This window comes from Pseudoalteromonas sp. SWN29, assembly GCF_015864465.1.
GTDB lineage: Bacteria > Pseudomonadota > Gammaproteobacteria > Enterobacterales > Alteromonadaceae > Pseudoalteromonas.
Window position 1 is genome coordinate 83,015 of record NZ_JADYXE010000006.1, and the last position, 15,566, is coordinate 98,580.

The following is a 15,566-nucleotide window of genomic DNA, read 5'->3' on the forward strand; positions in this document are numbered from 1 at the left end:
TAGTATTAATGAGGCAAAAAGGGTAGAATCGAGCGGTTAAATTATAGCTTGTTGGACTGTTTTTCTGACATTGAGGATGATATGAAATTTGAATTAGATTGTACTGACGGAAAAGCGCGCCGCGGCCGCTTGATTTTTGACCGTGGTGTAATAGAAACACCTGCATTTATGCCTGTTGGTACTTACGGTACTGTAAAAGGTATGACGCCAGATGAAGTAAAAGCCACTGGTGCGCAAATATGTTTAGGTAATACCTTTCATTTAATGCTTCGTCCAGGTACTGAAATTATTAAGCAACATGGTGATTTACACGACTTTATGAATTGGGATTTCCCAATTTTAACTGACTCAGGCGGTTTTCAAGTATTTAGCTTAGGCGCAATGCGTAAAATCACTGAAGAAGGCGTGTTATTTCAATCTCCAGTAAATGGTGATGAAATTATGATGTCGCCTGAAAAGTCGATGGAAGTACAGCGCGACTTAGGCTCAGATATTGTTATGATTTTTGACGAGTGTACGCCATATCCAGCAACTGAAAAAGAAGCTAAAGATTCTATGGAGTTATCTCTTCGTTGGGCTAAGCGCTCAAAAGAAGGGCATGGCGACAATCCATCTGCTTTGTTTGGTATTATTCAAGGTGGTATGTACCCAGAATTACGTGCACAATCGCAAGCAGGCTTAGAAGAAATTGGCTTTGATGGCTATGCATTAGGTGGTCTATCAGTAGGCGAGCCTAAAAACGAAATGATGAATATTCTTGATCATTGTGCGTTTAAAATGCCAGAAGACAAACCACGTTACCTTATGGGTGTAGGCAAGCCAGAGGATTTAGTTGAGTCGGTTCGCCGTGGTATTGATATGTTTGACTGTGTTATGCCAACACGTAATGCGCGTAACGGCCATTTATTTATTACCACCGGTGTAGTTAAAATACGTAACGCAGTACATAAAACAGACACAGGGCCACTTGACCCTGAGTGTGATTGCCATACGTGTGGAAACTATTCACGCGCTTATTTGCATCACCTTGATAAATGTAACGAAATTTTAGGTGCACGACTAAACACAATTCATAACTTACGTTACTATCAACGTGTTATGGAAGGTTTGCGTAATGCAATTAGCGAAGGTAAATTAGAAGAATTTGTACAAGATTTTTATGCTCGCCGAGGCCAAGATGTGCCAGAGCTAGCAGATATAAAAAATTAAACTTTAAAATTAAAGAGGAAGTATCATGAGTTTATTTATTTCAAATGCACAAGCAAGTACAGGCGCAGCAGCGGCGGGCGGCGGAACTATGCAAATGCTAATTATGTTAGCTATTTTTGGTTTAGTTTTTTACTTTTTGATTTATCGCCCACAAGCTAAGCGCGTTAAAGAGCACAAAAGCTTAATGAGTATGATGGCTAAAGGCGATGAAGTACTTACCCAAGGCGGTTTAGTGGGTAAAATTGTGAAAATTTCTGAAGAGAAAGATTTCATCGTTATCTCTTTAAACGAGCAAGCAGAAGTAACAGTACAAAAATCATCTGTCTCTGCAGTATTGCCAAAAGGCACAATGAAGTCGCTATAAAAATAATAAGGACGACCCCGTGTTAAACAAGTTTCCAGTTTGGAAGTATTTACTTGTTTTAGCTGTGGTAGCCATTGGCCTTTTATATGCCTCTCCAAACTTGTATGGTCGTGATCCGGCTATACAAGTTTCAGGTGCTAAAGGCGCTGATGTAGATCTCAGTGTTGTAGACAAAGTAAACGCAATCCTTGAAAAAAATAATGTAACCGCTAAATCAACAATACTTGAAGATGGGCAAATTTTAGTTCGTTTAAAAAATGTTGAAGAACAGCTTAAAGCGCATGACTTACTGCGTGATTTGCTGAGCGATGATTATATTTCTGCTATTAATATGGCACCTGCTCAACCAGCTTGGTTAAAAGCGGTTGGTGGTGACCCTATGAAGCTAGGTCTTGATTTAAGTGGTGGCGTACATTTCACCATGGAAATCGACATGGCAACAGCGGTTGATAACCAGCTTGAGCAAATGGAACAAGATTTTCGTAGCGATTTACGCGAAGAAAAACTACGCTACCGTAGTGTTCGCCGCGTAGCCGGCTCTGATCGTATGCGTGTAGAAATGCGTACCGAAGCAGACAAAAATGCAGCAGAGAGCTTCTTAGAAACTCGCTACCCGCTGAATGTCTATATTGATGACAGCAGTAATGATAAAGCATTTTTTGCGACAATGAGTGAGCAAAAACTCAAAGAAATTCGTGACTACGCTATCAAGCAAAATGAAACGATTATTCGTAACCGTATCAACCAAATCGGTGTTGCAGAACCTAACGTACAACGCCAAGGCGCTGAGCGTATTATTGTTCAACTACCAGGTATTCAAGACACAGCTCGTGCTAAAGAGATTTTAGGCGCTACAGCAACGCTTGAATTTCGTGAAGTAGACGAAAATGCTGATGCAAGTGCTGCTGCTCAAGGTCGTATCCCAGCGGGTACTGAAATGATCATGAGCCGCGACGGTTACCCTGTTGTACTTAAAAAACGCATCATCCTAGAAGGCAGCCATATTACTGGTGCGCAATCTGGTGCAGATGAATACCAACGCCCGCAAGTAAGTATTACGCTTGATAGCAAAGGTGGGGCAAAAATGAATGCCTTTACCAAACGTGCTATTGGCAAACGTATGGCAACGGTATTTATTGAGTACAAGCCATCAGGTAAAAAAGATGCAGACGGTAAAGCGCTTCCACCTATTAAGGTAGAAGAAGTAATTAACGTAGCAACGATTCAAGCACGTCTTGATCGCTCGTTCCGTATTACAGGCATCGACAACCCAGCTGAAGCACATAATTTAAGTTTGCTTCTTCGTGCAGGTGCGCTAGTAGCGCCAATTCAAATTGTTGAAGAACGCACAGTAGGTCCAAGCTTAGGCCAAGAAAACATTGAAGCGGGTATGACTGCGGTTGCACTTGGTTTTGCGTTTGTACTTGTGTTTATGCTTGTGTACTACAAAGGCTTTGGTATGGTTGCAAACCTTGCGCTTGCGGCTAACTTAGTACTAATTGTAGGTGTTATGTCTTTAATTCCGGGCGCTACACTTACGCTACCTGGTATTGCTGGTATTGTATTAACGGTAGGTATGGCGGTTGATGCTAACGTACTTATTTTTGAACGTATTCGTGAAGAGCTGGCCGATGGCCGTAGCCCTCAACAAGCCATTCACTTTGGTTACGATAGCGCATTTAGCACCATATTTGATGCCAACATCACCACGCTAATTGCTGCCATTATACTGTTTGCAGTAGGTACCGGCCCAATAGCTGGCTTTGCAGTAACACTTGCGATTGGTATTTTAACTTCAATGTTTACAGCCATTGTTGGTACCCGTGCGGTAATCAACTTGTTCGTTGGTGGTAAACGTATTGATAAACTTTCGATTTAAGGAGCTGACATGCAAATTTTAAGTTTGGGTAGTAGAACCCTTCGTTTCATGTCTCTTCGTAAAGTGGCTATGGGTTTTTCGACGTTATTAATTTTAGCGTCGTTTGCATCAGTTTTTGTCAAAGGTCTAAATTTTGGTTTAGATTTTACCGGCGGTACTGCGGTAGAAGTTGGTTTTTCACAGCCAGCAGACCTTAAAAAAGTACGTGCAGCGCTAGCTGATAATGGTTTTGCTGATGCATCGGTACAATTATTTGGTTCTAGCCAAGAGATTTTAGTTCGTTTAGCACCACGCGGTAGTGATGTTAAAGCTGAAGTGATTGGTAACCAAGTAATTGATGCGCTTAAAAAAGCAGACGACAGCGTAGTAATGCGCCGTATTGAGTTTGTAGGCCCAAGTGTAGGTGAAGACTTAAAAGAGCAGGGTGGCCTTGCCATGTTAACTGCACTTATTTGTATCTTAATCTACGTTGCGTTTCGTTTTGAATGGCGTTTTGCTGTGGGCGCGGTAGGTGCATTAATACACGACGTTATTATTACTGTGGGCTTGTTTTCGGTATTAGGTTTGGAGTTTGATTTAACAATATTAGCGGCAATTCTTGCGGTAATAGGTTACTCGCTCAACGATACGATTGTTGTATCTGACCGTATTCGTGAAAATTTCCGTAAGGTACGCATTGACGACACTATCGAAATAATCGATATTTCACTTACGCAAACACTTAACCGTACACTTGTAACTTCAATCACGACTATTTTAGTATTGATTGCTTTGTTTGCATGGGGCGGACAAACCATTCATGGCTTTGCAACTGCATTGCTATTTGGTGTGTTTATTGGTACTTATTCTTCTATTTATGTTGCCAGCTCTGTTGCCATAGCAATGGGCGTAAGCAAAGAAGATTTAATACCAGAAGTAATAGAAAAAGAAGGTGCTGACCAAGACGCTATGCCGTAATTGGGTTTGTACTTAATAAAAACCGTTCTTATGAGCGGTTTTTTTATATCTGCAATTTATTAATTATTCAGGCGTCTAAGTTTTCATTAGCGAGTATAACAGTGCAAGCTTACGAAAACAGTGCTAACTTTGTAGTATGAATTGGTAGGGCCTTTTTGCAATAATGTACAAATCGCTGCAGGTTAAGGCACAGGCCACTGAAGCTAAAATAAACCAAGCGTTATCGCTAAAGTTATCTATTTATTTATATGCTCAAAGGGGGCTCTTGAAGCGCTTATCCTTTCAGCCAATAAATAGGTAATTTAAATAAAGTAGGTAATTATTATGTTGCCAATAAAACTTTCTATTAGTGTGTTAAGTCTGTTTATAAGTTTTGCACTTATGGCGGAAGAGCAAATAATTAATGTAGCTCAAAAGCAAGATACCCAAAATGCCCGAGAAGAGTATCTCAATGAGTTACTGGTACGTGCACTGGAAAGCGTAAACTACCCCGGTGTTATCCGAATGATCCCCATATCAGATCTGCAAAAGCGTAAGTTAATAAACCTAGATGATAGCGAATTGGATATGTATTGGAGTATGAGCAGCCCAGAGCGAGAGGCGCTTGCCTTAGCTATTAAAATACCGCTATTTAAAGGTTACATAGGAAAGCGGGCTTTACTCACTAATAAACAAAATGTAGCACGTTTTAAAAACGTAAAAACTCTTGAGCAGCTAGGAGAGTTTTCAGCAGTACAAGGCCATAACTGGCCAGATACAAGAATCATGTCGTATAACGGATTACATGTAAGGCCGCTTACTAACTACCAAGCCATGTTCACTTTAACGAGCCGAGGGCGAATAGATTACTTTCCTCGCTCGTTTATTGAGGTTAACTCTGAGCTTATTGAAAACAAACAAAGTAATTTAGTAATCGTGCCTAATTTATACATAAGTTATCCAACCGGTATTTATTACTTTGTGACAAAGAGTAAACCTGAATTGGCGAAGGCAGTTGAAGAGGGCTTGATAAAAATGCAAGAAAACGGTGAGTTTGACGCATTATTTAATGAATACTTCGCAAAGGGTTTAAATACCCTACCTTATACAAAAGGCAAAACGGTTGAAATTAAGCTCGATAACCCTTATTTTTAGGCACAAAAAAAGGAGCCTAGGCTCCTTTTTTTCATCATGCTATTTATTAGCGAAGTAACGACTCAGGTAATACTGGACGAATTTCGCGAACAATTGCTTGAGTCAGTTTTGGTGAGCCACAGATGATATTGCCGCTGTGGTTATAGTTATTACCACCAGCGAAATCTACAACCATACCGCCCGCTTCTTTAACCATAAGTTCGCCTGCAGCAGAGTTCCAAGGTTTTAAGCCGATTTCAAAAAATCCATCAACACGGCCAGCGGCAACGTATGCCATATCTAAAGCAGAACAACCTGCACGGCGAATGTCTGCAGTGTGTACAAACAGTGCTTTAAACGCTTCTGTGTATGCATCCATGTGGTTTTTGTTTTTGAAAGGAAAACCTGTAGCAAGTACAGTGCCTGCAAGAACTGTAGTTTTGCTAACACGTAGACGTTTGCTGTTTAACTGAGTGCCTTGACCGCGAGAAGCAGTGAAAAGCTCACCACGAATTGGATCATAAATAACAGCTTGGTCTAAACGACCTTTAACTTTAAGTGCGATAGAAACCGCGTAATGAGGGATGCCTTTGATGAAGTTAGTTGTTCCATCGATAGGATCTACAATCCATTGGTAATCATCATCCTTGCCTTTATGCTCACCTAGTTCTTCACCAACAATAGAGTGAGTAGGGTAAGACTGTAAAATAGTGTCACGAATTACGGCTTCGGCTTCTTTATCAATGTTAGTTACTAAGTCGTTAGCGCCTTTTTGTTGCACTTCAACTTTTGATAAATCTTCACTTGCGCGAAGTAAAATTTTGCCTGCGTTGCGCGCAGCGCGAACCGCAATGTTTAACATTGGATGCATGGTATTACCTTTGGGTTGTAAAAGAACGTTTATATATTTCAGCCGGCATATTTTAGCGACTTTTGACATAAAGTAAACAATAAACCCTAAATACTTATGTTTGTTTTTTATACAAGATTAAAAAGTGTATATATTTTTTCAAGATAATAATTAAGTCACAGGCCCTAATTAAATCGAATTAATTTTAAATAACACTTTACCTAAAGCTAGCTTGAGGTTTTATCGTGCTGTTTACTTAATTGATAGGACAACATTATGTATTTAGAGCATGTAAACTTAGTCGCGAGTGATATAGATAGTATGCTTAAATTTTATCGCGCTGTATTTCCGCATTGGTCAATCAGAAGTGAGGGTAGAGGTGATTGGCACGGAAAACCAAGACGCTGGGTACACTTTGGAGATGACACGCATTACATTGCGATAAGCGACCATGGTGAAGGTGAAAACAGAAACTTATCGGGCCATCAAGTTGGTTTTGCACACTTTGCTTATGTGACTAATAACTTAAATGAGGTAGTGATACGCTTAAATAAAGCGGGTTTTCGGATAAGTAAGCAAGGTAGTGAGAATCCTTTCAGAAAAAATGTTTACTTTATTGATCCCGCTGGGTTTGAGGTGGAATTTGTAGAGTATTTAAGTGATATACCAAGCGAGCGAAATAACGATTTATAACAGGTTAAGCACCGCAAAGAGCGGTGCTTAAGCAAGCTTTATGAACGATTATTTCCAGCGCCTAATTGTGTTTTTAGCTCATTAGCAAAACTCATAAACTTTTCTTTAATAGTCCGTTTTATTTTTATTTCGACAGAGCCCATTACCGCTTTACCTTCAATATGAATAGTAGGACCTTGGCGCTTGTTAAGTGATACCGATTTATTTTCAAGGCTGCTTAATATACAAAACATTTTAGAGACTACGTTTACATGTTCTGGTACATATATTTCATCGCTACCAAAAATACAGTTAACGTGAATAGTTACATTTTGATGCGCAAAAATGGCATCAGTAAAATCTAGCACCACCGATCCCATAAAATTACTGAGATAAATGTTTTTTGGTACTACCCACTGCCCGCTGCGCTCGTTAGAGCCTAAAATACTGCGTAGTGTAAAGTCATCATCACTGTTTTGTTGTGCACTATAGTGTGGAGAAAATTGCGACTGTTTTTCTGCTTTATATTGCTGGTCTGTATTAAGTGTTAAATCCTCTACTAAGGCTAAAAGAGCTTCGTTGTTAGATGCATCCATCGCGTCATCTAAACGTCTCTCAAATGCATCAACTGAAATAACCCCATGACTGTAATTATAAATTAATTGATCAATCACCTGTTCGCGTACTTGCTCTATCGGACGGTCTTCAACTTTTACAGACATGAGATATTCCTTATTATATTTACTATTGATACTTATCTTAATGTTTAATTGCAAACCGCGTACCAAATATAATTACTTTAATTATCAATTGGTTATTTTTTAATGGTGTTTTTTTCTTTGTTATATTAACGATAGATTAACCAAAAGAGCAATTATCTAGCTATTTTCACTATTTGAGAAAGTTTTACCGAGTAGCCTGTAAATAGTTACACAGCTATAGTTAAAGCTTTATCATGAAAACAACCCAAGCAATTGAATTTTAAGGATAAATAAACTTGGCCTAAAGCTCGCATAAGTTAAAGTGTCTTTAATCAAAAGGAGAAAGATTATGAAAACATTTAACAAATCTATTATCGCAGCTTTAGTTCTTGGTACTACGGCTATGGGTGCCCAAGCGAACAGCTGGGAAAACGAAAGTAAAGATGCTTGGATTGATGGTAAGGCAGAAACAGTTCTTCTTATGAACACTAATCTAAACAACTTTGACATTAACACTGATGTAAAAAATGGCAAGGTAGTACTTACAGGTAAAGTTAATAGCGAGCTTGATAAAGAGCTTGCAGAAGAGCTAATACTTAGCCTAGATGGCGTATCTGATGTTGAAAACAGCCTTACTGTTGTTAATCAAATGGGTGCAAAGGATACAGACAAAGATATGATGGATGATGATAATGACCTAACGGACGCTAAAATCACTACTGTAATCACAACTCGCTTTCTATTTAATTCAGAAGTTGGTGGTACAGGCATCGATGTTGATACAGACAACGGTATAGTAACTTTGAATGGTTCTGTAAAGTCTGATGCTGAAAAACAGTTAGCAGTTAAAATTGCCAAAAATGCTGAAGATGTTCGTGACGTAGTTGATAAGTTAACTATTGTTGCTGAATAATACAGTATAGCTAAGGCCCAGTAAAACTGGGCTTTACCCCTTTTTAATGCTTAATTTAAATGGAGTTTGGTTATGGATATTATCCGTATAATATTTTCGGTTTTATTACCGCCAGTAGGTGTATTTTTGCAAGTTGGCTTAGGTATGCATTTTTGGTTAAATATTTTATTAACACTGCTAGGTTATTTCCCAGGGTTAATACATGCAATTTACATTATTGCGAAAAAATAATGATACATTATATATTGTGTAAGCCGATAACTGAGGTTTAGCTAAGCGAATATTCTCAGTGCTAATCGGCTCACAATATTAATTTTAACTTACTTCTAGTATTATTCCGCACTACATCTATTCTGTACTAAAAAATCCCAATTACCGTCTACCACACTAAAGAACTAATTTTGGAGAGCTCCTGTTTAGCAGGTGTTTAATGCTCGTTTCTTTGTGCATCTGCAATTAATTACCTTATTATCTAGTAATAGCATTATCATGATTTGTATTGATATTATTAAATAGCGCTTTATATATACAGAGGTAGTAAATTGAACATTCGGTTTATATTGTAAGGTGTTGTGTCATTCATTTTTTATTTTAGTTGGGCCTACTGGGCAAACAGTTCGGCAGATATTGTAAAATCGATCACGCTCCAAGTTGCATTAGTGCAAGGCTTGTATAGTGGATTTGTAACGCTGTTTTTTACTTTTATTTTAGAAAAGGTCGTCAACAAGTATAAGTCGAGTTATGTAACGCTTGCGTTTGTAACTCCTATTATTTGTATGTTTCTCTCTAAAACACCACAAAACGTAGCAATACGACAAAGCTTTAATAATGCAATTAACTCCAGCGCCTCGTATTTAAACAACAAAAAAATAGCAGGCGTACTTTTTGCGCCTGTAATTCCGATTACTGTTCAATCGAGCTTAGTAATTCTGGTGAATGTAATTAATCAGACACCTAATTTGGCACTTACAGTAGCCCCAAGCATATTTTTTACAGCCTTGTATGCCTACACATATATGTTAGCTTTACTTAAAAAGTAGAGCGGTAAATATAAAAGACTGATGTGGGTGGAAGGTTTTTATAATTTAATGCAGTGAATGTCATGGGAAATATCTTACATTTTACGTTTATACCCACCTAAAAGATTACTATTTAAGCAGTTAGCTTACTGATTGTTAAAATAAAGGTGTTTGGTAGTGACAAGCACCTAAAAAGTTTTTATACTGCAACCCGCTTTAGTCGCTCTGTGACTGAACGCTTCAAAAATTAACTGTTTTGCAGTTATATAAAAGTTGGCCCCTTAGCTCAGTTGGTTAGAGCACACGACTCATAATCGTTAGGTCCCCAGTTCGAGTCTGGGAGGGGCCACCACTTTTCAAAGCTTTCCAAGTGAATACCTACTAACAAAATAAAATAATTTAATTCACGGAACGATAGCGGATCGGATTTGAGATAATACCTCCGACCGATAATTTTACATAAATCACTTTAGCCTTACACATACCCCTCCGAATATTAATCAAAGAAAATAGCCAAACTGTTTATGTTTACCGTAATTTAGGAATAAGCAATCACGCTACATTTTTAAATGTTAGGTTTTGATAGGTTTTGACAGATTCTAAAAGTTGAGTTTTGCTAAGCTCCTCAGGTTTTATGAGGTTCTAGTACTAGGAAAACTTAGCTTTTTATGGAGTCAGAAAACCCTATAAATGTTAACAGCCCTTAACAGTAGCAAAGTCAATTTTTGACAATAAACAGACTTATTAAACTACGAGTGAATAACCATCAACTACAAGTACAGTATTTAGCTTTTAGGTTTATTGAGCCTACTTGTGCTGTAGTCCTTAGTTTGAGTGCTTTTATAGCCCTTGCCTCGGCCTTTTGCCAAGTAAGATAACCAATGTAAGGCATTAAGCCTTTCCTCTGGCGAATCTACATAGATATAGCTTCTTCTATTTTTGGAATAAAACCCGCCCATATCTTCCCACACCTGCTTGGCAATTTTACAAATGTAGTGTGATGTTTTCACCAAGTCACCATCAAGCCATAATGCGACATGATAATGCTGTGCCTTGGCGTTTTCTAACTCCCTTACCCAACAATAGCCGATTTCAGTAATGCCATAATGCGCGGTAATACGTGTCATCAATCGCTTTCTAAATAGCGTCATTCGTTTATTGTCATCGGTCGGTTCGGATTGGTGCAATTCAACCATGACAAATACTTGCCGTTTCCATTTATCCAAGCCTATATCAAATTGTTCAAATGATTTTTTAAGCATGTAAGGGTAGCAACCCGAACCACCAGCATTAACAGGTATTAACTCACCTCGATGGGAAACAGTATTGGATTTTGAAATGTGTTTTCGACCTGTTGTATTTTTACGATTATGTTTTTGCATAAACTAACAGGTACTTTTAAAGGGATAATATAAACGACCGTCTGAAATTGCACTACCTAATAACAATGCACATATTGCCACTGCTGGGCTTAAAGCAATAACCCACGGACAAAACCGCCAAGACAAAACCGCCAAGTGTGAGTAAAGACAAAACCGCCAAACTTTTATAAAGCAAAAAATAAAATTCAGACAGTAAAAAAAATGAATATTAAGCATGAATAAGTTACTCTTAATTAGCTGGTGGCTAGGTCGCCAAACTTCCCCACCAGCTGTGGTTATTAGTCTTAGTTCGTATAGTGTTTAGCTATGCGTTCTAGGACTTCCCAAGTAACTTAGTAAGCGTTTCTATTTGTTCTTTCGTCATTTTTTCATAATCAAACCAGTAACGTCTTATGCCTTTATGTTCAAAATCGTTCGAGTCTATTATTATTTGATTAATCCAATGAAAATTAATGCCCCGACGCTTAAGAGCATTGATACGTGGGGCTAAATGACAGATACCGATAGCATCAGCTTCATAGCGGTTAATAGAACCATGATTATTTATATACTTTGCAACTTGAACTTGTTGGTTTGTAGCTGATAGGGCGCGTTTAGCCATGATTAAACTCCCTTACCAGTTAATAAAGCTTGCACAGCTTCGGCAGGCCATAATAAACGGCCTGATGGGAGTTTGATTGGTTTAATGCCGTAAAAGCTGCCTGTTTTACATAGGCGCGTTCTAATGCTGTTGGGTTTCGTGTGTACAGCATAGCCAAGCTGTTCTGTGGTTATTCTTTGGTTTGTTACTATATTTGTAGCCATATCTTTCTGCTTGTGTTGTTTAATATGGGTCTAATATAGAGGGGATGGATAGTTGTTGATGGTCAATTAAATTTGGGTTTTATTGACCATTAGCTTCATAGAACTTCAAACACTCGCTTCTTTTAATTTTTAGCTCTTGGCAGGCAAGCGTAATTCCGTACTCTTTTCCTTTCTTATTTACTATTGCCGCATTAATTATTTCCTTTACTTTATCAATGCGTCCTCTTCTGAAATATACGTCTTTGATTAAACGTAATACATTGGGTGAACTTTTGTCATTTGCTGCTCGTTCAAGAAGTTCTGCGGCCTCCTTGTAGCGTGTTTTTGCTGTGGTTCTACCTATCGAACCATAATCCTCGCCAGCTAGAACTAATGCTCCATTAGTAGCGTGTAATTTAATTCCTTGCCCAAGGTAGTAGTGTACTTTTCTCCAGATGAAATCACGAGAAAACAATATGTTGGCGTCAGATTCTTTTGATTTTCCTACTTGTCCTTTAGCTTCTTTTCGGGTTATATAGTCTAGAAAATCTTCGCGATAATTTTCAAAAAGTAACTCCTTTACACCAAACTCAACAGCCTTTAATAATTTATAGTCGTCGCCAAAGAGTTGGTACTCTTTAAAAGCTAATTCTACAAAGTAAAAAGCTCTATAACTTTCCTCTACGTTTTCTTTCTCATATTTCACATGCAAAAAAGAAAACTCTTTTACTTGGTATAGCTTGATGCACTCAATTCTTTTTGAAACCATCATAGTCCACCTCCAACCACTGTTAAGCGCTGCTCATTGATCGCAGGCATAGCTACACAAGCTTGCTTTAATATCCAAGCTTCTAACGTTGTGTGCCACTTCCTTAATAAATCGAGCGGCCTTTGTTTGTAATGCTTTTCAGCGGTGGCACTGGGTTTGTGGCCCATGATTTGAGCAACAACGCCCGTTGGAATTTCTACCCATTCACTAAGATTTGAAAAGCTGCGTCTTAAACCGTGTAGCGTTAATCCCTCAAGACCAGCGGCTGATAGGGCAGGTTCTACGCTTTTTCTAGGGTCTGTTAATTTGCCTGTTGTGCCAGTAGGGGTAGAGAAAACCCATTCGTTTCTACGGGGTAGGTTAACAAGCAAACTAGCTACATAAGGCGTTAAGGGAATTACTCTATAACCTGCGTCAGAGCCGCTGCTGGTGGCTTTATCGCGTATGGTCATACTATTCCACTGTAAATCTAGTTCGGTCCATTTAAGGCCCACTAGCTCATTTCTTCGCGCACCCGTTAAGAGTAGTGTTTGCACAAACGCTGAAATAATGGGGTTTTGTATTTGTCTTACATATTTAAAAAAAGCGGGTAACTGTTCTTTTTGTAAGCTGTCGGTTCGTGCGCTCAGTTTAACGACTGTTTTTTTTACGTCTTTTGTTTTTAGTTTTGCTACATCAATTAAACCAGTGTATTGCTCTTGTTCGGTACACCAACTTAAACAGGCAAATAGTAAGCGGTAAGTTTGCGCGGCAACTCCTGCGCGTGTCTCGTTTTCTTTTTGCAACCAAGATTCAATCTTTTTAGGTGTTAGGTCTTTCAACTTTGTGTCTATTAATGGATATAAACAACCAGCTTTAGTTAATCGACCTTTGCCCCTAGCCCAAGGCTGATTAGGCTCTTGTATTGCTTTTAGGTGGTCTTTATAGTGCTTTTCGCCCCATCGACTTTTGTTCGATTCTATATATTCAAGCCATACTTGTTTTAACTTGATAATGCCGCGTAATTCTTCTTGTTCTTCGGCTAACTCTATAGCTGCTTTTTCTCGTTTAACTTTGGTTGGGCTGATAAAGTTTTTAGCATTTTTTTGATATTCGTTCGCTTTATCTCTGGCTTCGTTTATATCAAAGCTATCGACAGGACCAATTACAGCTCTTTTTGTCTTGCCATTTATTGACGCTTGGAATATATATGTTTTTTTACCAGATGAGTAAGCTCTTATGCCTAACCCTGTGCAACCACTATCCCATAGAAAGGACTCTTTTTTATCATCGGCACATTTAAAGCTGCGTACTCGGTCAGCGGTAAAATTTACCTTATTAGTGTTAGTATTTACTTTAGCCATTTGAACCTCCTTATGGTTCTTCTGGTAGCCCTAGCTGTGTTGGCGCATAGTTAGGGCTTTTTATCTTTGCGGATCGCTCACGGAACGGCTGCGGATCTGTTTTGAGTAAATATACATCAATATGAAACAATGCGCCATATGTGATTGTTGTGCTGAAGGCTAGTATTTATGGGGGTTTCTGAGGTTCAATCAATGCGGGTAAATGCTTTTCTTCTTCGACTCATAATCGTTAGGTCCCCAGTTCGAGTCTGGGAGGGGCCACCACTTTTACAAACTTTCCAAGTAAATACCTACTCAAATTATTCAAAACTACATGAATTTAATTTCGTGTTATTTATTATTCTTTAGTACCCCTAATAATAAAAAGTAATCTAAATAAAGTTAATCCATAGATTAAGCTAAGCTTTCTTAAATTAGAAAGAGTGCAAATACATTATTAAATTTCAGCGTTAGATCAGATGCTATGTATGCTCCGCGCTATAAATGACAGTCAGCAGCATCTAATTTAAGAATACAAAAAAGCCCCAATCGGGGCTTTATGTTATTAGTGTTTACTTTTATTGCTCAAAACTACAAGAGTTAACTAATTTTTACGGTATATCTCATGCTCAATATCGTAAATGTTTACACTTAAGCTATCTGAATCGCGACAATACGTTTTTAAGCACGAAAGTAGCAGTTCGCTTAGCATTTGCTTTTGCTCAATTGAGCGCCCAGCCAATATATGTACCGCAATATGTATAAACCCTGATTTTCCTGCGCCAAGTTGATATTGCTGATAAGCAATAGCGCGCGTTTTTATGGTTTCTAATTCAAATAAGTTACTTTGGAAGGCGGTGTTGTGAATTTTTTCTACGAGAACTTGTGGTAATACAGGGAGATCTTCTGAGTGTTCAATAATAATATGCGGCATTACAGCGTTTCCTATTATGAGTTACTACTTGCGACGAGAGCCTTATTGTAGCAAATACGTCGATACTCGCTAACCCCTCACGACATTAAAATGTTTACTTTAAACTAATTTAGTCGTATTTATTTTTGATGTTAGTATAAAAACAAACAGGTGAACCTTCGCTTAGTAACTTAGCTACTAAGTTACCTATATATTGATTAAGGATAAGTATGAAATTACCACAAAAATTTAAACGTTTAGCGTTACTTGCAGGTGCAGTTGTTACGTTAAGTGCTTGCTCTGATGATGTTGCGTCGGTAAGCCTTGGGTTATTTACAACTAAAGATGTTGTGGTTAATTCGCAGCAAGATCCAATCCTCAAAGGCGTTACTTGTCATATTAGTCATATAGAGGCTAATTTGGACTTTTCAGATCCCTCTGATATGTCTATTGCATGTCGTCAAACGGGGCCTATTACAGCGCAGCAGCTACAAAAAATAGACCGTAGCAAGTCGGGCGAGGTGATATTTAAATCATCTAAGAGTATTTTGTTTAAATCACTAAAAGTGCGCCGTATTTACGATGCTAAAAATCGTACCTTATTATATTTATCGTACTCAACTAAAGAATCTAGTGGTAGTCACCACCATGCGCTATCAACAGTGCCGCTATATAATACTCAAGCGTGGGACTGGGCACTTACACAAAAAGACTAAAGCA

17 protein-coding genes and 1 tRNA gene are annotated in these 15,566 nt (G+C 38.4%); 10 read left to right on the plus strand and 8 right to left on the minus strand.

Going from position 1 to position 15,566, the window contains the following annotated elements:
* Window positions 1-81: 81 nt before the first annotated feature.
* From tgt to I6F53_RS03695, 5 genes are all read left to right on the plus strand, one after another.
* Window positions 82-1,209, plus strand: coding sequence for a tRNA guanosine(34) transglycosylase Tgt (tgt, locus tag I6F53_RS03675; protein ID WP_197238524.1), 1,128 nt, complete (start codon window positions 82-84; stop codon window positions 1,207-1,209).
* Between the two features lie 25 nt (window positions 1,210-1,234).
* Window positions 1,235-1,573 carry a preprotein translocase subunit YajC gene (gene yajC / locus I6F53_RS03680; RefSeq protein WP_197238526.1) on the plus strand — a complete coding sequence of 113 codons (339 nt, stop codon included), beginning with the start codon at window positions 1,235-1,237 and terminating at the stop codon, window positions 1,571-1,573.
* Window positions 1,574-1,592: 19 nt separating this feature from the next.
* Window positions 1,593-3,452, plus strand: coding sequence for a protein translocase subunit SecD (secD, locus tag I6F53_RS03685; RefSeq protein ID WP_197238527.1), 1,860 nt, complete (start codon window positions 1,593-1,595; stop codon window positions 3,450-3,452).
* A gap of 9 nt (window positions 3,453-3,461) precedes the next feature.
* A complete protein-coding gene (secF, locus tag I6F53_RS03690) occupies window positions 3,462-4,409 on the plus strand; it encodes a protein translocase subunit SecF (protein ID WP_166420455.1) in 948 nt (315 codons plus the stop codon).
* 324 nt (window positions 4,410-4,733) lie between these two features.
* Window positions 4,734-5,543: a substrate-binding periplasmic protein gene (locus I6F53_RS03695; protein WP_197238528.1), complete on the plus strand. Its 810-nt coding sequence runs from the start codon at window positions 4,734-4,736 to the stop codon at window positions 5,541-5,543.
* A 46-nt stretch (window positions 5,544-5,589) separates the two neighbouring features.
* Here the strand turns inward: I6F53_RS03695 and suhB are convergent, their stop codons facing one another.
* Window positions 5,590-6,393, minus strand: a complete 804-nt coding sequence (gene suhB, locus I6F53_RS03700; protein WP_166421657.1) for an inositol-1-monophosphatase — start codon at window positions 6,391-6,393, stop codon at window positions 5,590-5,592.
* Between the two features lie 255 nt (window positions 6,394-6,648).
* On the opposite strand from suhB, the gene I6F53_RS03705 reads away from it, so the two are divergent.
* Window positions 6,649-7,065: a VOC family protein gene (locus I6F53_RS03705; protein ID WP_197238529.1), complete on the plus strand. Its 417-nt coding sequence runs from the start codon at window positions 6,649-6,651 to the stop codon at window positions 7,063-7,065.
* Window positions 7,066-7,103: 38 nt separating this feature from the next.
* Here the strand turns inward: I6F53_RS03705 and I6F53_RS03710 are convergent, their stop codons facing one another.
* A complete protein-coding gene (locus tag I6F53_RS03710; protein ID WP_166421655.1) occupies window positions 7,104-7,766 on the minus strand; it encodes a LiaF domain-containing protein in 663 nt (220 codons plus the stop codon).
* A gap of 328 nt (window positions 7,767-8,094) precedes the next feature.
* Between I6F53_RS03710 and I6F53_RS03715 the strand changes: the two genes are divergently transcribed.
* From I6F53_RS03715 to I6F53_RS03725, 3 genes are all read left to right on the plus strand, one after another.
* Complete coding sequence (locus I6F53_RS03715; protein WP_197238530.1) at window positions 8,095-8,658, plus strand: BON domain-containing protein; 564 nt, start codon at window positions 8,095-8,097, stop codon at window positions 8,656-8,658.
* 72 nt (window positions 8,659-8,730) lie between these two features.
* Window positions 8,731-8,889 carry a YqaE/Pmp3 family membrane protein gene (locus I6F53_RS03720; protein ID WP_166421653.1) on the plus strand — a complete coding sequence of 53 codons (159 nt, stop codon included), beginning with the start codon at window positions 8,731-8,733 and terminating at the stop codon, window positions 8,887-8,889.
* A gap of 1,063 nt (window positions 8,890-9,952) precedes the next feature.
* Window positions 9,953-10,029, plus strand: a tRNA-Ile gene (locus I6F53_RS03725).
* Between the two features lie 433 nt (window positions 10,030-10,462).
* On the opposite strand, the gene I6F53_RS03730 is transcribed toward I6F53_RS03725, so the two are convergent.
* From I6F53_RS03730 to I6F53_RS03755, 6 genes are all read right to left on the minus strand, one after another.
* Window positions 10,463-11,059, minus strand: coding sequence for a YagK/YfjJ domain-containing protein (locus I6F53_RS03730; protein ID WP_197238532.1), 597 nt, complete (start codon window positions 11,057-11,059; stop codon window positions 10,463-10,465).
* A gap of 313 nt (window positions 11,060-11,372) precedes the next feature.
* Window positions 11,373-11,660, minus strand: a complete 288-nt coding sequence (locus tag I6F53_RS03735) for a helix-turn-helix domain-containing protein (protein WP_197238533.1) — start codon at window positions 11,658-11,660, stop codon at window positions 11,373-11,375.
* A 2-nt stretch (window positions 11,661-11,662) separates the two neighbouring features.
* The gene (locus tag I6F53_RS03740; RefSeq protein WP_197238534.1) at window positions 11,663-11,863 is read right to left on the minus strand and encodes a hypothetical protein; all 201 of its coding nucleotides are present in this window, start codon (window positions 11,861-11,863) and stop codon (window positions 11,663-11,665) included.
* 79 nt (window positions 11,864-11,942) lie between these two features.
* Window positions 11,943-12,614 carry a hypothetical protein gene (locus I6F53_RS03745; protein ID WP_197238535.1) on the minus strand — a complete coding sequence of 224 codons (672 nt, stop codon included), beginning with the start codon at window positions 12,612-12,614 and terminating at the stop codon, window positions 11,943-11,945.
* Window positions 12,611-13,954 carry a tyrosine-type recombinase/integrase gene (locus I6F53_RS03750; RefSeq protein WP_197238537.1) on the minus strand — a complete coding sequence of 448 codons (1,344 nt, stop codon included), beginning with the start codon at window positions 13,952-13,954 and terminating at the stop codon, window positions 12,611-12,613. Before I6F53_RS03750 ends, I6F53_RS03745 begins: the two co-directional genes overlap by 4 nt.
* Before the next feature lie 583 nt (window positions 13,955-14,537).
* Window positions 14,538-14,867 carry a 5-carboxymethyl-2-hydroxymuconate Delta-isomerase gene (locus I6F53_RS03755; protein ID WP_166421783.1) on the minus strand — a complete coding sequence of 110 codons (330 nt, stop codon included), beginning with the start codon at window positions 14,865-14,867 and terminating at the stop codon, window positions 14,538-14,540.
* A 209-nt stretch (window positions 14,868-15,076) separates the two neighbouring features.
* Here I6F53_RS03755 and I6F53_RS03760 point away from each other — a divergent pair, with 209 nt between their 5' ends.
* Entirely contained in the window at window positions 15,077-15,562 is a 486-nt protein-coding gene (locus tag I6F53_RS03760; RefSeq protein ID WP_197238538.1) for a CreA family protein, read from the plus strand.
* Window positions 15,563-15,566 lie beyond the last annotated feature (4 nt).